Genomic DNA, 20,218 nt, shown 5'->3' with positions numbered 1-20,218 from the left:
CCAACACACCCTCAGTGATTTTGGAAACGTCCCGGTTGCACCAATAGAAAGCGCTTACATAACCGGCTAACCTTTCCTCATCCAGCAGTGACACGGGCAAAGCCCAGCATTGCCAAGAACATTTGTTCAGAAGGGGACGTCCAACCATGAAATCCAGATACCAGTTTTGTACCCAAACGGCAGTCGCCGCACTGCTGATCGGGCTTACGGGAGCGGCTCAGGCGCAAAACGCCGACACAATCGAAACCGTCACGGTTACGGGCTTCCGGGCATCGCTGGCCAGCGCGCTCAGTGCGAAGCAGAATTCGAACCTGATGATTGAATCGGTTGCGCCGGAAGATATCGGCAAGATGCCCGATAAGGACGTCGCTGAATCGCTGCAGCGCCTGCCGGGCGTGCAGATCGATCGCGTCGCCGGTGAAGGCACGCAGGTCCGCATCCGCGGTCTGTCCTACAACGTCACGCTGCTCGACAGCGACGTGTTCGTGACCGGCCGTGAAATGTACACCTCGGGCGAAGGCTCGGGCTCGGGCGCCGGCAACCTGTTCCAGAACTCTCTGGAAGGCATTCCGTCGTCGCTCATCGCGGGCATCGACGTCTACAAGTCGCCGAACGCCGCGCTGGTCGCGGGCGCCCTCGGCGGCACCGTCAATCTGCGCGTTCGTAACGCCACCGACGGCGAAGAAGGCCTGAAGATCGGCGGCAACGTCGGCGTCAGCTACAGCCAGGGCGCGGCCCATGCCACGCCGGCCGGTGCGGTCGTCGCGCAATACAAGTTCTCGCCCAACTTCGGCGTTCTCGCTGCGATCTCCTATGACGAGCACGATGTGCGCGTCTTCGAAGCGCAGGCGCAGAACCGCGGTAACTGGGCGGTTGCCGGACCCACCACGGGCATCGACAACAATATCGGCAAGAACTACATCGAGCAGGAACTTGCCTATCTGACCAATCAGAAGGTCGACCGTAAGCGCCTCGGCACGTTCTTGGGCGTGAACTACAACCCCGTCTCGTCGGTCCAGATGGGCCTGTCGTGGTTCCACTCCTTCCTGACGATCGGGCGGCAGGACGTATCCGACAAGCTCTTCATCCATTCGAACGGTGAAGCGCAGGGTCTCGATGCCTCCAAGGCCTATTCGGTCGACGATAACGGCGTCGTTCTGGCGGGCACGTTCCGCTCGCACAGCGCCGAAGGTGCGACCCTTGTCGAAAAAGACAAGAACATCGGCGACAACGTCCAGTTCAACATCAAGTACGACAACGGCGGCAAGCTGCGCGCCAGCAGCAAGTTCTCCTATGGCAAGGGCTCGATGTACTCCGAGTTCGTGCAGGCGGACTTCCGGCAGTCGGGCTACAACATCGACTTCGGCAACCGCAATGCGTCGAACGCCAGCCTGTTCACCGGCAACCTGCCGGGCAACCACTTCGCCAACTGGAAGGCTTGCGGCGGCAACAAGGGCGATGCCGGCCGTACCCTCAATCCGGTGAACTGCGATTTCAGCTACACCAACGTGAAGGGTCTGTATCAGCGCGTCTCGTACAATATCGCCGACATGCTGACCAACCCCGACTACATCCTCTACAAGTCGCACTGGGGCTGGGACGTGAAGTCCAAGAACGACCAGTGGGCCCTGCGTGGTGATGTCGAGTACGACGTGATCGACAAGGTCACGGTTTCGGCCGGCCTGCGCCATGCTTCGTCCAACGTCGACTACGACTTCGGTCGCTTCCTGCTCAACGCCTACGGCAACGGCACGTGCTCGTTCAACGATGCGTCGCGCAGCATCGTCGCTGGCGTGACCCATTGCGCGAATGGTCAAGGCCAGTTGTCGTGGGAAATGGACCAGACCATCCGCGGTCCCTGGACCTATTACCAGGATCCGGATCTGCCGTTCGTTCCGGTCCAGACGGCGACCACCAATCCCGAACGCCTGAAGATGATCAAGGACTTCTTCCCGGCCGCAGGCATCAGCGAGATGCTGGCCCAGAATCCCGATCAGATGATGAGCGATCCCAAGGCGTGGCTGCAGAGCATCAATCCGAATGCTCCGCTGCAGCGCTTCAAGGACGCCATCAACTCCTTCAAGATCGCCAAGAAGGTGTCGGAAGGCTACTTCATGGTCGACATCGGCAAGCCGGCCGATGGCTTCCACATCAATACCGGCGTGCGTGTCGTCAAGACGCAGCTCGATATCGGCCAGTACATCCTGAACTCCAACCCGGCGCCGAAGTACATCTCGACGGCGACGTGGAACGGTCTTCCGGATGTGGGCTCGACCAGCTACGTCGTGACCAAGCGCGAATACGTCGACATCCTGCCGAGCTTGAACGCCTATGTGGACGTGTTCGAAGGCCACAAGCTGCGTCTGACGGCGGCCCGCGTTATGGCCGACGCCAATCCGTGGCAGCTCGGTGCGGGCATGTACTACAACTTCACGCACGCCACTGCAGACGTGCGCTGCAACGTTGCGGTTCAGGCCTCGACGGGCGTCTGCTCGCATGACGGCTTCTACTTCAACAACGGCCAGGGCGGTAACAACCAGCTCGATCCGTATCGCGCCAACCAGGTCGACATTTCGTGGGAATACTATTTCGGCACGCAGGGCCTGATTTCCGCGACCCTGTTCTGGAAGGGCGTCGATAGCTTCACGACGTCGTCCACCATCTCCACGACGGTCATGGACGACTTCGGCGGCACGGCCGGCGGCATCACCAAGGTCACCAACGGCCGCGGTGGTATGATCGAAGGCGTCGAACTCAACGCGCAGTATGCGTTCGAGAACGGCTTCGGCTTCAACGCCAACTACACCTATGCCAAGTCGAAGACTCAGAACGCGACCGCGTTCACGTCCAACCTTGGTTTCCCCGGCGTGGCGCAGAACGCCTACACCCTCCAGGCTTACTACGAGCAAGGCCCGTTTGCCGGCCGCGTGTCGTACACCTGGAAGGGCAGCGCGGTGGGTTCGGCCTACCAGACCCTGTCGGTCGTTTCGACCGCAACGGGCGGTACCAAGACCTACGGCGTGTTTGACCGCTCCTACGGCCAGATCGACGCTCAGTTGAGCTACAACATCACCGAAAATCTGGGTGTTGTGCTCGAAGGGCGGAACCTGGCGGCGGAAGCCACCTCCAGCTACCTCCAGTACAAGAACCAGCCGTTCACCTATGACCAGGCTGGTCGGAGCTACGCTCTCAACGTGAAGTTCAACTACTAGAATTTCTCGAAGTGCCTTCTCGGGGCGGTCGTTGGCAAGGCGACCGCCCCTTTTTTATGCCCAGCGTGGATGCGGCTCTGCGCCGAACTGGCGGATAACTCCGGTTAGCCAACTCCGGCCGGCGGTGATACGGTCCGGGCCAGGGAAGGGATATGGGCATCCGCTGGCACGCAAATTTCTTTTGGGGATTGGTACGGCGCTGGCCGCGGGCGACTCTCATCGCGACCGGCTCGGTCGCGGTGTTCTATTTCCTCTATTATGCCGGGGTTGAGGCGCTCTCCATTCCCGAAAGTTTGGCGGCCGCCGCCGGAATGGTGCTGATGTGCATCTTCTTGAAAGCGGCGTGGCTGTTGGTGTTCTACCGCTTCACCCATCACGGCAGCTTCGACGGGTCGTTCCTGCTGGCGGCTGTGTTCGTAACGCTGCCGCTGGTCCCGGCGCTGGGGATCGCGATTTTCCTGGCCGTGATGGAAGGGGCCGGTCCGCCGCCGGACGCGATTGTGCCGATGCTGGCCGGTGCCGCCGTAGTGGTCGGGCTGACTTTGGGGGTAGCGGCAAAGGCCTCGTACTGGATCTGGGGCGGCGGCCTCCGGCGGCGCGAGAAGTCCACGAATTCCTAGGGCGTGGCGCGCGCGACCGCGAGCCTGTTCCGGCTGTAGAACACCGTCAGGTGCAGGCGCCGCAGAATGCCCATTCCCAGCACCAGCCGCGGCGAGTCCGCCGGTCTGCCGCCGATGGCATCGGGCACCAGCACGATGTCGGGATCGTTGATCGTCACCCCGCCGATACTGATCTGGCGGAACGCGTGGGTGGAGACGCCGCGCTCGCAGTCGGCCCGCTCCGCCGGCTGTTCGCGCAAGGCTGTACCGAACAAGGCGCGGGCGGTTTCGAGGCTGAAGTCCGAGCGCGAGGCGCCGGTGTCGAGCATGGCGTCGATCGGCTTGCCGTCGAGCATCACGGTCACGATCAGATGGCGGGTGCGGTCGGGCTTGAGCGGGATGGCGTTCCCGGCCGGACAGGCGCCGGGCGCGTAGAGCCGCATGCGGGCGTGGGCGAAATCGAAGCCGACGTCGTAGCGCGACAAGAAATCCGGCGCCAAAGTTCCGGACAGGGCATAGGGCACGCGCGCGTCGGGCATCACCCAGAACTGGTCCGGCATTCCGGCGCCGTCGACGCGCACCCAATGCGTCACTTGCAGCCCGCCGTACAGCGTCACGCGTTCGTTGCGGATCGGTCTCGGGGTGAGGTTCAGATCGGCCACGGCCGACCCCGTCAACATCGAGCGCACGCCGCCGGTGTCGACCAGCAGCGACAAATGCTTGCCTTCGACCGCGACCGGCACGGTCATGCCGCCGTACCAATCGGGTTCGAGCGTCCAGGAGGCTTCGGGCGTGCAAGGCGGTGCGGCCAAGGCGGCTGCGGCGAATGCGAAAAAGGCGAGAAGGGCGATGCGCATCATTCCAGCCTCTTCAAGGCCCGGCGCGCCGCATCGAACGCCACGTAGTTGCGCGGGCAGTTGGCCGCCGCGCGTGCATAGAGGTTCTTGGCGAGTTGCGGCCGTCCCTGCGCTTGATTCCACGCCCCGATGTAGAACGCGGCCTCGCAGGCGCGTCCCTTGTCGTTCGCCGCCGCCTGCCACACCGCCTCCGGCGCGATGCGCCCGCCGAACAGATCGAGTAAGGGGCCCGGCCAGTCGCCAATGGTGGCGGTTCCGGCGCCGTCGATGGATTTCGGGCGGGCCAGCGCCGTCGCGGTCACTGCCGACCACAAGCGGAAATAGGCATTGCCCGGATCGCGCGTGGCCGCGGTTTCGGCGTCGGCATGGGCTTCGGCAAAGGCGCCGCGGTTCCAGTTGAGGCGCGAGCGGGTGAACAGATAGCCCGCCGCCGGCCTGAGGCGCACCGCGGCATCCGCATCGGCGAACGCGGCGCCGTCCTGACCGAGGCAGACATGCGCTTCGGCGCGCAACGAGTAGGCGTCGGCGAAATCGTGTTTGCGGACGATGGCGGCATCGAGATCGCGCACCGCTTCGGCGCATTGTTCCTGCCGCAACGCGGCGCGGGCCCGTCCCACATACGCCGCCGGCAGATAGCTCGCCGGCAGATCGCCCGCCGTGATCGCGCGCGTGAAATGCATCGCCGCGACGCCGGCCGCACCGCGGTTGTTGGCATCGATGCCGGCACTGAAATCGTCGTAGCCGCCCGCATGCGCCGCCGCGGCGAACGCCACGAAACCGATGATTGCGAGCCGTCCCATGGCCGCAAGCGTAGTCCCGCGCTCGCGCGCGGAGACGGCGGTGCGGTGTCACGCGTAATCGTACGGATCGTACGGACGACTACCTATTTCAGAGCGAGATTCCGGGCGATCAGGGCGCTGCGCTGCTGGACACATCCGGCCGAGGTCAAAGGATCGGACGGCGTGTTCATGACGTAATCGACGAGGCGTGCCACCGTCGATGTCGCAACATGCATGCGCGTATCGGACGAAGCGTAATAGATGAATACTTCGCCCGCCTCGTTTGCGATCCAACCGTTCGAGAACGCCACATTGGAGACGTCGCCGACCCGCTCGGCGCCTTCCGGGGCGATGAAATAGCCGCTCGGCGAATGGGTCACGCGCCAGGGCTCGTCCAGGGCGGTCATGAACATGTACAGCACATATCTTAGGCCTGCCGCGGTATTGCGCACGCCGTGGGCGAGGTGGAGCCAGCCCTTCGGCGTCTTGATCGGCGCCGGGCCCTGGCCGTTCTTCACTTCCTTGATGGTGTGATAGCGCTTCTTGTCGATGACGATTTCGCTGTCGATTACCGCCGGGTTCATCGAGACCGTCAGGCCCCAGCCGATGCCGCCGCCCGAGCCGACGGAAATGAAGCCGTCCTGCGGACGCGTGTAGAGCGCGTATTTGCCGTCGACGAATTCGGGATGCAGCACGACATTGCGCTGCTGGCCGGAATGCGTCACCAGATCGGGCTGGCGTTCCCAACTCACGAGATCCTTCGTCCGCGCGATGCCGCATTGGGCGACCGCCGCACTCTCGTCGTTGGGCTGGGCGGTGTCTTTGCGTTCGGTGCAGAACAGGCCGTAGATCCAGCCGTCCTCATGCGCGGTCAGGCGCATGTCGTAGACGTTGGTGTCGGGCTCGCCGGTTTCCGGCATCGCGACCGGGTAATCCCAGAACTTGAAGCCGTCGACGCCGGTCTCGCTTTCGGCCACCGCGAAGAACGATTTGCGGTCGTTGCCTTCCACGCGCACCACCAGGAGATATTTTCCGTCCTTGTAAATCGCGCCGGAATTGAACGCGGCGTTGATGCCGAGCCGTTCTATCAGGAAGGGATTGGTTTTCGGATCGAGGTCGTAGCGCCAGAACAGCGGCGCGTGCTCCGCCGTCAGGATCGGATTGGCCCAGCGCCGGTAGATGCCGTTGTGGCTCTCCACCGGATGATTGGGACGGGCGATCAGCGCCTGATGCGCCTTGGTCAGTTCTTCGAGACGGGCGGAGAAGTCGCGGGCTTCGAACATCGATTGTTCCTAACGCAGTTTGGCCGGGCAGACCGGATTGGATTTGTGCAAGGGGCGCGGATTGGTGGTGTCCCTGGCGATGGTTGTCTTCAGCGCCGCCGGAATTTCGTCGAGCGTGACGATGCGCGGCAACTTGATGAAAGCGGCGACCTCGCCCGGCTTGTTGCACTGCGGGCAGTCGCCGTTCCACGTCCAGTTGACATTGAGGTGATCGCCCCAGAGCAGCACATAACTCGGATTGATCGCGTCGAGCACCTTGGCGCCCGGCGCCTTGCCGGTTTCGGTGACGGCGAACGGCGCGGCGCCGCCGAGCTTGGTCAGGTTCGTTTTGGCGGCGGCGAATTTCGGCGTGTCGGCGTCGTTCTCGTACATGTCGGTGCCGACCATGTCGGGCTTGTGCCGCTTGGGGAAATACTTCGCCGCATCGGGCGCATCGCGGTCGGTCGACCACACCCAGATTAGGTTGTCGAGTTTCTCGCGCACCACGAGTTCGTCATAGAGCGCGTCCCACAGTTCCGGCAGCGCCTCCTGCTTGCCCCACCAGAACCAGCCGCCGTTCATCTCGTGATAGGGGCGGAACAGCACCACCACGCCGGCGTCGCGCAGCTTGTGCAGGGTCTTGGCCATGGCGCGTACGTCGGCAAGCCACAGTGCGTTTTCCTTGGTGCCCGGCGTCAGCACGGCCTTCAGCGTTTCCGGACTCATCGCCTTCTTCGCGCACTCGTAGTATTCGCCGCGCTGGCAGACTTCGACCGGATTGCGCTGGTGCCACGCCATGGTGACGAGGCCGCCTGCGGCGGTTTGGGTCAACGCCCGGTCGATCAAGTAAGACGGGTAGGGCGGATAGGCGATAGCGTTCATCAGCTCGAGGCCGAGCACCGCCGGGCGCTTTCCGGTCATCTCGGTGAGGCGGTCCGCCGACGTGCAATCGATGTAGACCTCGAACTCGTTAACCTGGACGCCGGCGAGCGTCTTCTTCTGCGCGGGCAATTGCGCCATATAGGAGAGGATCGCAGTTTTCTTGCCGTGGATTTCGGCCGCGTCGGGTGCTGCCGTTAAAGATGTCGTGGCCGATACACTCAATCCGGCCGCGACGAGCCAGGTAGAAAAATGGGCGCGCACCGTTTCTCTCCGCGTTGTTCTATTGCTTTGAAACGGCCGGGATACTATCCACCCCGCCCGGACGTGACAACGCTTACTACAGCGCTTACCGTTCCCTTTCGGCAGTGAAATTTACGGAGCAGACCATGTTGGCCCTCTCGGAACGCGGCAAGAAGCGACTGGCTTACGGATTCTGGCGCTTCACGGCGGACCAGGTGGACGAAGCCATCGCCATGATCGAACGCGTGCGCGCGAGCGGCATCGACCATCTCGATACCGCCGACGTCTATGGCGGCGCGTCCGGTTTCGGCGGAGCGGAGACACTGCTCGGAGCGGTGCGCGCCAAGGCGCCGAGGCTGCTCGACGGGGCGATGATCGCAACCAAGGCCGGATGCGCCCCCGGCACGCCGTACAATTCGTCGGCGCCGTATCTGAAGGCGGCGTGCGAGGCTTCGCTCAAGCGGCTCGGCATGGAGCGCGTCGATCTCTTCTATGTCCATCGTCCCGATCTTCTCGCCCATCCGGCCGAGGTGGCGGGTGCGCTCGACGAGCTGGTGCGCGAAGGCAAGATCGCATGCGTCGGCGTGTCGAACTACACCGCGGCCGAAGTCGCTGCGCTCAAGCGCTTCCTCAAGGCGCCGCTGATCGCCCATCAGATCGAATTCTCCGCCGGCCATGTCGATCCCTTGTTCGACGGCACGCTCGATCAGGCCATGGCCGAGGACATCGCGGTGGCGGCATGGTCGCCGCTGGCGCGCGGCGGTCTCGCCGAGAACGGACCGGCGGACCTTGCAGCTGTTCGCGCCGCTTTGGCGAAACTCGCCGCCGCTCACGGCGTCTCGCCGAATGCGATCGCCATCGCGTTCCTCTTGGCCCATCCCGCGGCGGTGACGCCGATCCTCGGTACCACCAATGAAGCGCGCGCCCGCGAATGCATCGACGGCCTCAAGGTCAATCTCAGCCGCCGCGACTGGTACGACATCGTCGAAGCCGCCCGCGGCGAGCGGATGCCGTAATATCGTACCGCTGTCGCGAAGGTCATCTGACAGGAGCAGTGGCTAAATCGCTCTCCCTTATCCGCCTTGGCCGAATTTTGGGGGAGCGGATTTGGCCTGTTCTTCGTCCTGCTTTTCCACTTCCTTCAATTTGGCATTCAATTGCAGTAGCTCGGCGTCGATCTGTTCGACCTCCTGTCTCATGCCAGCTATCTTCTGATTCAACTGCGCCACATACGTTTCCTCGGCTTGGTGCGCCTTTTCCACGGTGTCGGCGTTATGCAGCGATGAGTTATAGGCGCTGAAAGTCGTCCGGGCATCGGCGATTTTCTCTTCCATCAGTTTGATCTGCATGGAAAGGACCATTTCCCGGTATTGCAGATCGCTGATTTTGCGTTTCAAGGCCAGCTTTCTATAGGCGAATATCAGAAAGCCGCCGTGCTTTTGGGGTGGTTGATTTGCCGCTGTGGAAGTGGGCGCCGGCGCCGGTCCGTTGCTGGCAGCGGATGGCGCGGTGGTGTCTCTCGGCGCTTTTTGCTGGGTGTCGCTGTCTGTCTTGTTTGCAGTTTCGTTGCCCCGGCTCGGCCGGGGGGCTTTTGCCTGTTGGTCGAGATGGCTCAACTCTGCGAGAACGAACAGGCTGACGGTGTAGGATGCCATCTCGTGGCACATGTAGATCGCCTTGTCGGATGGCGACCAGTAGGCGTTGACCGTGCCGCATTTCTTCGCGACGACCTTGACGTTTTCCGGGAGCGCGAGGTTGTCGGAAACTACATCCAATAACGGTTGGATGGCGTTCGACAGGTACATGTTCTCGATCGCCTGGTATTCAGCGCTTCCGTTCGGCTCGATGGAAAGCTTCAGTTTTCCGCCACGATTGAGCACCCGGTCAATGAAGCTCTTTCGATGTTCGGCAAGCAGTTTCTGCCATGACCCGAGTTTGCGCTGATACTCGTCGGCGCAGCGGGTGACGCGGTCGTCGGGCACCCCGAGCTTGGCGCCCAGCGGGGCGAAGAAGCCCGGATCAGCGCCGGTCGCAACGCAGTAGATATTGTAGAGACGTCGCAGATCGGGGGAGTGCTCGTCAGACCATACGGCTGCGGTTTTGGGCAGGCCGTGAAACTGGGCGCTGAGATACCAGAAATTCAGACCATCCACCACGACCATGCGATAGTCGTGCTTTTCTTCAGGTGTACGTGCGTTCTTGATCGCTTCCGTCAGGACGAAGCCGGCGAATTCGTCGGCGACATCCTCTTCCGGACCAATTGCCGGCAGATCAAGTTCCTTGATGAACATATGGCCGGTTTCATGGAGAACCGTGAAGAAGATCGCGTCTTTTGCTTCCTTGTTGATGTGCTTGATGCTGGCGGCCGGAAGCCCTTCCTCGCTTTTATCGAGCAAGCCGGATGGCGCCTCGGTGGCGATGGATCCGTGCTCATAGTTAAAAACCGAAATGCTTGGATTCAGCACGCCCGACATCAGCAGCGCTCCAAGAGCGATACCGATTATAAAAATCATTACGCTGAGAATGACGCCGAGTTTATTCCGGCCCATGTTCGCCCCCGAACAAGCAGTCCGATCGGCACGAATGCTGCGGACCCCCCGCACACTTTACATGGGTATTCCACCGCATGTGTGAGCCAAAAGGCCGCTTCCGGCGCTAGTAGTAGCTCGATAGGAAATTCTGCGTTAGAGATAATGCCATCTAGATCAATTGCTTGGCATGTGCTGGGTTTATGGCTGTTGGATCGTGTGCAGGAGTCTATTTCGCTGCCAGAATCTTCGCCGCCCAGTCGTCCTTGCTCGGCAGCGCCGGGGTTTGCAGCACGCCGTTGGCGTCGGCGGTGAGCGTGATCGCTTTGCTCCAGCCGCCGGTTTGCGGTTCGAACCAGACCCAGCGATAGCGCGCGCCGGGCTTCATACCGGCGATTTTCGGTGCCGCCGCTTTGCGTTCGAAATAGGCAAGCGCGAACGTCTTGTCCGGCGTGCGCATCAGGAACGACCAGCCGTCGAGCCCGTCGGCAACGGCCTTCGTACTGGCGCGCGGAGAAAGCGCATCCGTCGCCAGTGTCAGATCCTGATAGCGTGCGCCTTCCGACAGCACGAAGTCGCGCAAATGCGCCATGTATCCGGCCGAGCGGTAGTTCAGCGCGTCCCAGATGTACGGCCGCCAGCCCGCCGGCTCGCCGGTCGAGGTGAGGTCATACGCTGCGGTGCCGTGCACATGCCCGGCCAGTCCGCCCGACAGCACCGAGCCGTACATCATGGCGCGGGCGAAATAGATGTCGCGATCGGAATCGGGCTCCGGCCGTTCGCCGGCCGGCGAATTCATGGTGTGATCCCAGCCGGTGTAATACGGCTCCATATTGGCGAGCGGCTTTGCCGGCGAAAGGCGGAAGCTCTCCTCCATCATCGGATAGATGCCGTGGTCGCGCGGGCGGTTGCCGGCCGTGTGCATGGTGAGCCACTTGGGATCGCCGAACACGCGATAGGTCGAGGTGTCGATCAGCGCCGTCACCGGCTGGCCGAACGGCATCACACCGTAGGTTTGGCGCCATTGTTCGAGGGCGCCGTTGTACTCGGCGCCGGACAGGCCGTAGCGCGGCGTCAGCCAGTCGAGATGGATGCCGCTGAACAACAGATTGTAAGCGCCGTAGCGCGCCTGCAGATAGCCGACGAAGCGGGCGTAGGATTTGTTGAAATCGAAATAGGCTTTCCATGACGGCCCGGTATCGCGCCGTACCGGTTCGAACATCGGTGCGAAGCCGTTATCGGCGAGGAAGCGCATCTTGCGATCCAGGCTGCGGAAATACGCCGGATTGATGCGGTCGAAATCGGACAGCCAATCCTCGGGCTTGAGCAGCGGGAACGCGACATTGCCCGCTTCGTCTTCCATGTTCTTCGCCGTGGTGGTGGCGCCGTCGCCGGTCGAGATCTTGGCGCCGGGCGCCCAGACGCCGAATTTCTCCCACGCATTGCGGATGCCGACGCCTTTGGCATCGTCATACGTGGCGCCGTGCGCGTCGCTCGCCCAGTTGGGGAACGCGGCGATGAAACTGATCGAATTGAAGCCCTGGCGCTGGCGATAGCCGATCGCCTGTTCGAAACTGATGCCGGGGCCCGGTGCGTACGCGCTGCGCGGATCGGCGCCGGTCATCGGCAGCCGCCACGTCGACGCCGCCAGCCAGGTGTCGCCGACGATGAAGAACGGCGTTCCGTCCGCATACTGAAGAGCATGCCCGTTGGCGGTCGCGCGGATGAAGCCGCGCCGGTTGGGATTGGCTTTGATCTCGTCGGCGTTCCACGCCACCGCTTTGAGGGCGCCGTTGCCGTTGTTGAGACCGGCGTCGTCGGGATGATCGGAATGGGCGGTCCAGGTCCAGTCGCCCGGCGCCGTTGCCACGAAGCGCACCCGCCACGTCCGGCCGCCATCCCAGAAGCCGTAGACGCGCTTGTCGAAACCCGGTCCCTTGAGGTCGATCCACACCGTCACGTCGGCGTACGGATTGGCGTAATCCTTGGCCGCCGCGAGGACGATTTCCTGGGTGTCCCAGACATGGGCTTCGCCGCGCTTGAGCGAAGCCTGGGCCGGGCTCGCCAAGGCGAGCGCCAGCACCGCAAGCGCGCAGAGCATTCGTTTCATGCGCGGCAGCCTAGCGGTGCGCTTGGTGCCTCGCAATCGACGAAGCCGTTACATCGCCTGCTTGTACAGCCTCAGCACGTCGTCGGCCGTGGCCGGAATCGGATTGCCGCCGGCGCAGGGGTCTTTGAGCGCCTTGGGCACGAAATCGGCGAGATCGGCCTCGGTCACGCCGAGTTCGGCGAAGCCCTTCGGAATACCGACTTTGATCGATAGATCGCGGATGGCTTCGATGGCGGCGTGGCTTGCCTGCTCGTCGTTGAGATTGGCGGTTTCGACGCCCAGGGCTTCGGCGATCCGGGCGAAGCGCTTGACCGCATGCGGACGGTTGAAGGCTTCCACCACCGGCAGGAGAATGGCGTTGCAGACTCCGTGCGGCAGATCCTTCACCGCGCCCGGCTGATGCGCCATGGCATGGACAAGGCCCAGCCCCGCGCTGTTGAAGGCGAGACCGGCGATGAATTCGCCATAGGCCATCTGTTCGCGCGCGACGAGATCGTGGCCGTTCGCGACCGCGCGCGGCAGGTATTGCGCGATGATGCGGATGGCTTCGAGCGCGGCGTGATCCGTGAGCGGATGGGCGCCGACCGAGACATAGGCTTCCACCGCATGGGTGAGGGCGTCCATGCCGGTCGCCGCGGTGGTGCCTTTGGGCACGCTGACCATCATCTTGGGATCGTTGACCGAGATGTCGGGAATGATGTTGGCGTCGATGATGACCATCTTCACCGCGTTGGCGGTGTCGGTGATGACCGCGTTGGAGGTGACTTCCGCCGCCGTGCCGGCGGTGGTGTTGATGGCGACGAGGAAGGCGCCTTCCTTGCCGACCTTGCCGATGCCGTTATAGAGCGTGATCGGTCCCGCATTGGCCGAGAGAATCCGCACCGCCTTGGCGGTGTCGATCGGGCTGCCGCCGCCGACGCCGAGGACGCAATCGCAGCGCCCGTTCTTGAAGGCCGCGTAGGCCGCGTCCACCACCGCGACGGTCGGATTGGGAATGACGCCGTCGAATACCACCGGCGCCAGATCGGCCATCTGCAGATCCGCGATCAGCGGCGCGACCACGCCCGCTTTCACCAGCACCGCATCGGTCACGATCAGCGGCCGCTTGAGACCGCGTTTGACGAGTTCGGCCGGGACCTCGGCGAGGCAGCCCGCGCCGCTGATGTTGATTTTGGGGAAGCACAGGCGGAAGCCCATGGGAGCGCTCCTGATCGGAAATGCGCGATGATTATCCGCATTTGAGCGCTTATGGCCACGTTGCGCCTTGCCGCAGTTGTGAGCGATTGGCCCCTGAAATCGCTCATCTGTCTATTTTCGGAACAGCCAGAACAGCAGCGACAGCACCACCGAGACGATGATGCAGGTCACGATCGGGAAGTAGAAACTCGTCTGCCCGCGCTGGATCAGGATGTCGCCGGGCAGGCGGCCGAGGCCGAGTCGGCTCAGCCAGGGCCACGCCAGTCCGGCCAGGATCAGCACCACGCCGCCGACGATCAGCAGCCGCGCCATGTCAGCGAAGCTGCGTCAGCGAGCAGACGATATGGTGCTTATAGCCGGCATCGGAGCAGCCCATCGTTTCGAACGGGGCGGTCGAATCCTCGAGCGGGATGAAGGCGACGAGGCCCTCGGGATGTTCCGGACACTTGAATTCGACGACATGGCGTTTGGAGGCGTTCTGGCGCCCGATCAAGCGTGTGTCCTCTACCGTGCAGGCGACGTTGTGTTGCTTCAAAGCCTGTTTGAACGTGTCGAGGGTCACCAGTGGCGCGCCGTTGCTCGACAGCTTGCAGGCGACGCCGCGGCGATAGGAGTCCGGACAGCTCAATGCCGAAACCGGTTGCGTCACACCGGGCAGGGGGCTCGCGATGATATATCCGGTACCGCCGCTGCAGGCGGCTTCGGTGAGTTCGGTATTGGCTTTGGTGTCGCGTCCGATCGGGCGCAGCGCCGTCACCGTGCATTGCAGGCCGAGGCGGGAAAGCACCGCGCCCGCTGCCTTTTTCACGTCGGCATTGGCGGGCAGGCTGCAGGTCGGCTGCGGCTCGCGCCCTGCCGCGACGTCGGCCGCGTGGGTGGCGTCGGCGCCGAAACAGGAGAAGCCCACCATCGGTTCGGGCGCCTGATCGACCAGGAAATAGCCGAGACCGTTGCTGCACGCGGTCTCGTAGGTGCGCACATGCACCGATTTGCCGTTGATGTCGGCGTTGCCGTCGGCGAGCAGTTTGGCGTCGGTGACCTCGCAGAACAGCGGCTTCGCCAGCGCGGCGGCGTCCCGCAGGACATCTTCCTTGCTCGGCGCTTTGGCTTTCTTGCCGGCGTACGGGTCCTTGTAGCTCGGCGGGTTTCCGGCACCGGGATTGGTGATCGGGGCCGGTCCGACGGCGCCGCCGGAACCGTTGCTTTGCTGCAACTGGGCCGTGGCCGCACCCGCCACCAGTGCCAGGAATGCTGTCGTCGCAACAAGCCGTTTCACGAAGGTTCTCCCGCTGGAACTCTTGGGCCGATCTTATGCGAGGCGCGGGGCATCCCAAACGCGCATGCTGCCGCGGTCGGAACCATTGCGCCTGCGGGCCGTTCACCCGGACACATGAAAGCGGGATAAAATCCATGAACGGCATCATTTATCTGGTTGGACTCGTCGTCGTCATCGTCGCCATTCTTTCGTTTTTCGGACTGCGCTGATGAGTTCCGCGAGCATTCCGCCGACCCAGGCGGCAAGCGACGGCGCAGCGCCGTTCGTGCAGTGGTCGAGCGTGATTGCCGGTGCGATCGCGGCGGCCGGAATATCGTTCACTTTGCTGGCGTTCGGCGCCGGTATCGGCCTGTCGGTGGTGTCGACGGCCCCGACCTGGCGCGATTCCAGTGCGTGGCTGTGGATCCTGTCGGGATTGTTCCTGATCCTGGTGGCGCTGTGCGCCTTCGGCTTCGGCGGCTACATCGCCGGACGGATGCGCACCGCGTTCCGCACGCCGACCGTGCATGAAAGCGAGTTCCGCGACGGCGTGCACGGCCTCGTCACTTGGGGCCTTGCGATCCTCATCACCGCGCTGATCGGTCTGGCCGGAGCGGCCGCCGTGACGCCGATGATGGCACCGTCGGGCGGCACCATGGGGCCGGGGGCGTCGACCGCCGGCGAAAACATCATCGCCTCGGAGCTCGACGAGTTGTTCCGGTCGACGCGCAACACCACCGACGCCAATCTGCTGGCGGCGCGGCGCGCCGAAGCTTCGCGGATCTTGCTCAAGAGCAACGGTCACGTCGGCATCGGTTCCGAGGAGCGTAACTACCTCGCGACGATGGTCTACGACCGTACCGGTTTGTCCTCCGATGCCGCGGCCGCGCGCGTCGAGCGGGTGATCGCAGCCTCGGCACAGGAACTTCATCGCGCCCGCGTCGCGGCCGTGTTGCAGGCCTTCATGGCTGCCGCCGGCTTGCTGCTCGGTGCGGCGGTGGCGTGGTATGCGGCCGTCGAAGGCGGACGCGATCGTCAGCGCGGCGGAATGCCGGCCTGGAACTGGCGTGCCGAGACCGCCGGGCACGTTCACGATACGCGCATGTAAGAAGAGCCATCCCCGGCCGGGTTTTTCGGCCGGGGGTGCGTTCACTTTTCATCGGTCGCCAGTTCGATCGCGTGTCGGACGCGCGCGTACGTCCCGCAGCGGCAGAGATGGCCTTCCATCGCGTTCCCGATCTCGTCGTCATTGGGTTTCGGGTTCTCCGCCAGCAGCGCGGCGGCCGCCATGATCAGTCCGCCCTGGCAATAGCCGCACTGGGTCGCGCGAGCCTTCATCCATGCCGCCAAAACGCGTTTGCCTGCTGCCGTATCGCCGATGCCTTCGAGCGTGACGATCTTGGAGGTTCCGAGCGCCGATATCGGCGTCTGGCACGCCTGCTTGGGAACGCCGTCGATATGCACCGTGCAGGCGCCGCACTCGCCCTTGCCGCAGCCGTACCGGGTGCCTTTGAGATTGAGGGAATTGCGCAGCACCCACAACAGCGGCGTATCCGCGTCGACATCGACGCTGCAATCCTGACCGTTGACATTCAGCGTGTAGCGCATGGGAGCTTCGACCGTTCCGGCGGGATGGCCTTATAGCAGAGCCTCGGCGTGAAATAGGCTGTCCTTCCGCGGCATTGCAACCGGGGCCCGCCCGTGCGGGTTGTGTACCGCGACGGGAGTGAGCATGGCAGAGGTCCGGATCGGCATTTCGGGATGGCGCTACAAGCCGTGGCGGGGCGTGTTCTATCCCGAGGACTTGCGCCAGAAGGACGAACTGCCGTTCGCCTCGCGCACCTTCCGCAGCATCGAGATCAACGGCACCTTCTATGCGCTGCAGCGGCCGGCGAGTTTTTCCGCCTGGTACGATCAGACCCCGGACGACTTCATGTTCTCGGTTAAGGCGCCGCGCTACATCACCCATGTCCTCCGGTTAAAAGAGGCGGATCGGGCCGTCGCCAATTTCTTCGCTTCCGGTCTTCTGGCGCTGAAGCAGAAGCTCGGTCCGCTGTTGTGGCAGGTGCCGCCGAGTTTCCGTTTCGATCCGGAGCGGCTGGAGACGTTCCTGGCTTTGCTGCCGCACACCACCCGCGAAGCCGCCGCGCTGGCTCGCAAGAACGACGGCCGCCTCGGCAGCGTGCTTACCAGGACCGATGCCGAACGCCCGGTGCGGCACGCGCTCGAAATCCGCAACGAGTCTTTTCGCGATCCGGCCTTCATCGCGCTCTTGAAAAAATACGACGTGGCGCTGGTCGTCGCCGACACGGTGGAATGGCCGTGTCTGATGGATGAGACCAGCGATTTCGTCTATTGCCGCTTGCACGGCTCCGAACGGCTTTATGTTTCGGGTTATACCGACAAAGCGCTCGACACCTGGGCGGGGCGCATCCGGGCCTGGACCTCGGCCGGAATTGCCGACGGTCCGCGGGTGGGGAAACCGGGACGCAAGAAAAAGCGCGACGTGTTCGTCTATTTCGACAACGATGCCAAGGTGAAAGCGCCGTTCGACGCGCAAAGGCTGATCCAAAAGCTGCAATAGGAAATCTGACGAGAATCTGTCTTTCCTCCCCCGCTATCCGAACAAAGTGCGGGTCTTCGATTTGATATCCGCGAGGGAGGAAAGAACGCGGAGCTATTGTTCGAGTGCTTTACCACCACAAAAAAAAGACCCGGCACGGCATCCCGTACCGGGTCCCATTTCCCCCATAGCGTCCGATCAGAACGGCTTGCCGAAATTGTTCGGCAGCTTGTTGGTGTCGACGCCCGGTCCGAGATTGAGAACGTAGACGGCGCCGATATCGAGAGTCTGTGCGCTGCCGCCGAGCTGCATGGCGAAGCCGGTGGTGCCGGAGGCGTAATCGGTCGTGGCGACGCCGCTGGCATAAACCCAGGTCCACTGGCCTTTGGGTGCGGTCGCCGACGAGGTGGCGATGGCGGTGTAGGGTGCGCCCGCCAGATGCACGCCGAGTTCCGGAATCAGAGCCGCCTGCGCGCCCGGCGCAGGTTCCGTCGCACGCACCAGCACGGCGGCGAACACGACATCGCCTTTCTTGATGGCGGCCGAGATCGGGCTGGACGCGCCGTCGTCATAAGGATGAGCGCCTGCCTTGTTGGTCACGATGCGCTTGGCTTTGCCGCCGGTGATGTCGGCCGCAGCGATCTGGGTCTCGGTGATGTCGGGACCGTAGGAATAGATTTGCGTCGGATCGTTGATCAAAACGCCTTTGACCGGCAGCTTGGTGCGGAGCTTGGCGAGATCGGCGGCATAAGCGGCTTCCGGCGATGAGGCCGCGGCAGGCGCAGCAGGGGCTGCCGGCGCGGCGGCGGCCAGCTTGTTGTGCGGAATTTTGGTGAGATCCCAATTGGGTCCGAGATTGAACATGAAGACCGGGCCGAGATCGACGACCTGATCGGCCGCAGCGAGCTGGATGCCGAAATTGAGGCTGCCCTTCGGATGATCGGCTTCGGCGACGCCCGACGTGTAATAGACGCCCCAGGTTCCGTTCGGCGCCGACGGCTCGCTCGCAAAGCTGGTATAGGGGGCTTTGTTGAGGCCGATACTGGCGCTCGGGATATTGGCGGTGGCGGCACCGGCGGGTGGTGTTTCGACGCGCGCATAGTAAGCGACCAGAATGATATCGCCCTTCTGCACCGCTTGCGGCACGACCGTCGAGGCCTGCGCATCCCAGGGATTGGCACCCTTTTTGGCAGTCACGCGCGTGATCTTGCCGCCTTTGACGCCGGCATCGTCGCGCACGGCCCCCGGCGCGCCCCACACGGTCCAGGAGTCGCCGCTGGCGCTGAGGATCATATGATCCAGCATGTCGCCGCTCTTGGTTTCCGCCGCTACGGCCGACGCCGCCATAAGCGCTCCTGCGCAGAGCGCCACGATCCACTTGTTCATAAATCCTCCCCTCAAATCTTGTTGTCGTCCGCTTGAGTTGACGGACGCTGGGGCAGTATCCCTCTCGGTGGTAAGCGCTGTCTATGCCGCAGGAGTGGTGATATCGCTACCAAATGCGGCCCCTTGCCAGTGCGGGACCCGGTGCGTTCGGGTTGCCGGTAGCGCCGTCGCGCGAAGGTTGTCTGCCGGCGAAGCGCAGGTACTGGCGTTGCTTAAATCCTGCCGAAATCGAAATCGAGCTGATCCGAAGCGTCGCCGTCCTCGGCCGGGAAATGCGACACCGTCACGCCCACCAGCCGGACGCCGTTCTCGAGCGGATAAATGCTGCGGGTGAGCGCCAGCGCGATCTCGTGCAGATCGGATTGCGCCAGCACCGCCTTGTTCAAGGTGCGGGCGCGGGTGATCTGGCGGAAGTCGGCATATTTGATCTTCACGGTGACGGTATGCCCGTACGTGCCGGTCTTCTCGCACCAGGTCCAGACTTCGTCGGCCTGTCCCAGCACTTCCTTTTCGATTTCGTTGGGATCGGTGAGATCGGTGAGGAGGGTGGTTTCGCTGCCCGAGGATTTGCGCGGCCGGTCCGGTTCCACCGGCCGTTCGTCGATACCGCGGGCGATATCGAAATACCACGCGCCCGAGCGGCCGAAATGGCGGGTCAGGAATTCGATCGACTGCCCGCGCAAGTCGGCGCCGGTGTGGATGCCGAGCTTGTTCATCTTCTCCGCCGTCACCGGACCGACGCCGTGGAATTTCGCCACCGGCAGGGTGGCGATGAAGCGCTCGCCCATCGCCGGCGAGACGACGAACTGCCCGTTCGGCTTCTTGTAGTCGGAAGCGAGCTTGGCGAGGAACTTGTTGTAGGAGACGCCGGCCGAGGCGGTCAGCCCGGTCCATTCGAAAATGCGACGGCGGATTTCGCCGGCGGTGTCGGATGCGCTCGGCAGATGGCGCAAGTTTGCGGTGACGTCGAGATAGGCCTCGTCGAGCGACAAGGGCTCCACCAGCGGCGTGTATTCGAGGAAGATCGCGCGGATCTGGCGCGACACGCCGCGATAAACCTCGAACCGCGGGGTCGCGAAGATCAGGTCCGGACATTTGCGCAGCGCCGTCGTCGACGGCATCGCCGAACGCACGCCGAATTTGCGCGCCTCGTAACTCGCCGCCGCCACCACCCCGCGCGCCCTGGGACTGCCGACCGCCACCGGCTTGCCCCGCAACTCGGGATTGTCGCGCTGTTCCACCGACGCATAAAACGCGTCCATGTCGATATGGATGATCTTGCGGACGGGATCGGACATCGGGAACAAGCGAAGCAGCAGGCGGCACTATAATGTTCCTGAACGGAATG

Annotated in this window: 17 protein-coding genes; 5 read left to right on the top strand and 12 right to left on the bottom strand. The window is 63.3% G+C overall.

The genetic code is table 11. The annotated features are described in order from the left end of the window. Nucleotides 1-146: 146 nt before the first annotated feature. Entirely contained in the window at nt 147-3,212 is a 3,066-nt protein-coding gene (locus tag FHS84_RS19220; RefSeq protein ID WP_166937159.1) for a TonB-dependent receptor, read from the top strand. Nucleotides 3,213-3,364: 152 nt separating this feature from the next. Continuing rightward, nucleotides 3,365-3,832: a hypothetical protein gene (locus FHS84_RS19215; protein ID WP_166937158.1), complete on the top strand. Its 468-nt coding sequence runs from the start codon at nt 3,365-3,367 to the stop codon at nt 3,830-3,832. Here FHS84_RS19215 and FHS84_RS19210 read toward each other — a convergent pair. From FHS84_RS19210 to FHS84_RS19195, 4 genes are all read right to left on the bottom strand, one after another. Beyond that, nucleotides 3,829-4,671 carry an aspartyl protease family protein gene (locus tag FHS84_RS19210; protein ID WP_166937157.1) on the bottom strand — a complete coding sequence of 281 codons (843 nt, stop codon included), beginning with the start codon at nt 4,669-4,671 and terminating at the stop codon, nt 3,829-3,831. The two genes, FHS84_RS19215 and FHS84_RS19210, sit on opposite strands and share 4 nt — an antisense overlap. Then, complete coding sequence (locus FHS84_RS19205; protein WP_166937156.1) at nt 4,668-5,468, bottom strand: hypothetical protein; 801 nt, start codon at nt 5,466-5,468, stop codon at nt 4,668-4,670. Before FHS84_RS19205 ends, FHS84_RS19210 begins: the two co-directional genes overlap by 4 nt. Nucleotides 5,469-5,551: 83 nt before the next feature. Continuing rightward, a complete protein-coding gene (locus FHS84_RS19200) occupies nt 5,552-6,730 on the bottom strand; it encodes a glycoside hydrolase family 130 protein (protein ID WP_166937155.1) in 1,179 nt (392 codons plus the stop codon). 9 nt (nt 6,731-6,739) lie between these two features. Continuing rightward, on the bottom strand, nt 6,740-7,852 hold the full coding sequence (locus FHS84_RS19195) for a glycosyl hydrolase (RefSeq protein ID WP_166937154.1): 1,113 nt from the start codon (nt 7,850-7,852) through the stop codon (nt 6,740-6,742). Nucleotides 7,853-7,977: 125 nt separating this feature from the next. Here FHS84_RS19195 and FHS84_RS19190 point away from each other — a divergent pair, with 125 nt between their 5' ends. Next, nucleotides 7,978-8,847 (top strand): aldo/keto reductase, encoded by an 870-nt coding sequence (locus FHS84_RS19190; protein WP_166937153.1) that lies wholly within the window; start codon nt 7,978-7,980, stop codon nt 8,845-8,847. A 57-nt stretch (nt 8,848-8,904) separates the two neighbouring features. Here FHS84_RS19190 and FHS84_RS19185 read toward each other — a convergent pair whose 3' ends face one another. From FHS84_RS19185 to FHS84_RS19165, 5 genes are all read right to left on the bottom strand, one after another. Continuing rightward, nucleotides 8,905-10,380, bottom strand: coding sequence for a DUF4344 domain-containing metallopeptidase (locus FHS84_RS19185; RefSeq protein WP_166937152.1), 1,476 nt, complete (start codon nt 10,378-10,380; stop codon nt 8,905-8,907). A 208-nt stretch (nt 10,381-10,588) separates the two neighbouring features. Continuing rightward, nucleotides 10,589-12,469 (bottom strand): DUF5060 domain-containing protein, encoded by a 1,881-nt coding sequence (locus FHS84_RS19180; protein ID WP_166937151.1) that lies wholly within the window; start codon nt 12,467-12,469, stop codon nt 10,589-10,591. A gap of 48 nt (nt 12,470-12,517) precedes the next feature. Beyond that, on the bottom strand, nt 12,518-13,666 hold the full coding sequence (locus tag FHS84_RS19175) for an iron-containing alcohol dehydrogenase (protein WP_166937150.1): 1,149 nt from the start codon (nt 13,664-13,666) through the stop codon (nt 12,518-12,520). Nucleotides 13,667-13,777: 111 nt separating this feature from the next. Continuing rightward, a complete protein-coding gene (locus tag FHS84_RS19170) occupies nt 13,778-13,978 on the bottom strand; it encodes a DUF2905 domain-containing protein (RefSeq protein ID WP_166937149.1) in 201 nt (66 codons plus the stop codon). Between the two features lies 1 nt (nt 13,979). Continuing rightward, a complete protein-coding gene (locus FHS84_RS19165; RefSeq protein ID WP_166937148.1) occupies nt 13,980-14,942 on the bottom strand; it encodes a hypothetical protein in 963 nt (320 codons plus the stop codon). A gap of 208 nt (nt 14,943-15,150) precedes the next feature. On the opposite strand from FHS84_RS19165, the gene FHS84_RS19160 reads away from it, so the two are divergent. Continuing rightward, nucleotides 15,151-16,029, top strand: coding sequence for a hypothetical protein (locus FHS84_RS19160; RefSeq protein ID WP_166937147.1), 879 nt, complete (start codon nt 15,151-15,153; stop codon nt 16,027-16,029). Nucleotides 16,030-16,070: 41 nt separating this feature from the next. Here FHS84_RS19160 and FHS84_RS19155 read toward each other — a convergent pair whose 3' ends face one another. Then, nucleotides 16,071-16,529, bottom strand: coding sequence for a (2Fe-2S)-binding protein (locus FHS84_RS19155; RefSeq protein WP_166937146.1), 459 nt, complete (start codon nt 16,527-16,529; stop codon nt 16,071-16,073). A 124-nt stretch (nt 16,530-16,653) separates the two neighbouring features. On the opposite strand from FHS84_RS19155, the gene FHS84_RS19150 reads away from it, so the two are divergent. Continuing rightward, complete coding sequence (locus tag FHS84_RS19150; protein WP_166937145.1) at nt 16,654-17,505, top strand: DUF72 domain-containing protein; 852 nt, start codon at nt 16,654-16,656, stop codon at nt 17,503-17,505. A gap of 177 nt (nt 17,506-17,682) precedes the next feature. Here the strand turns inward: FHS84_RS19150 and FHS84_RS19145 are convergent, their stop codons facing one another. After that, complete coding sequence (locus tag FHS84_RS19145) at nt 17,683-18,870, bottom strand: hypothetical protein (protein ID WP_166937144.1); 1,188 nt, start codon at nt 18,868-18,870, stop codon at nt 17,683-17,685. Nucleotides 18,871-19,082: 212 nt separating this feature from the next. Continuing rightward, on the bottom strand, nt 19,083-20,168 hold the full coding sequence (gene dinB, locus FHS84_RS19140; protein WP_166937143.1) for a DNA polymerase IV: 1,086 nt from the start codon (nt 20,166-20,168) through the stop codon (nt 19,083-19,085). Nucleotides 20,169-20,218 lie beyond the last annotated feature (50 nt).

This window comes from Rhizomicrobium electricum (genome assembly GCF_011762045.1).
In the GTDB taxonomy this organism is placed as follows: domain Bacteria; phylum Pseudomonadota; class Alphaproteobacteria; order Micropepsales; family Micropepsaceae; genus Rhizomicrobium; species Rhizomicrobium electricum.
The sequence above is the reverse complement of the archived record's forward strand: the minus strand, read 5'-3'. Positions and strand labels throughout refer to the sequence as shown.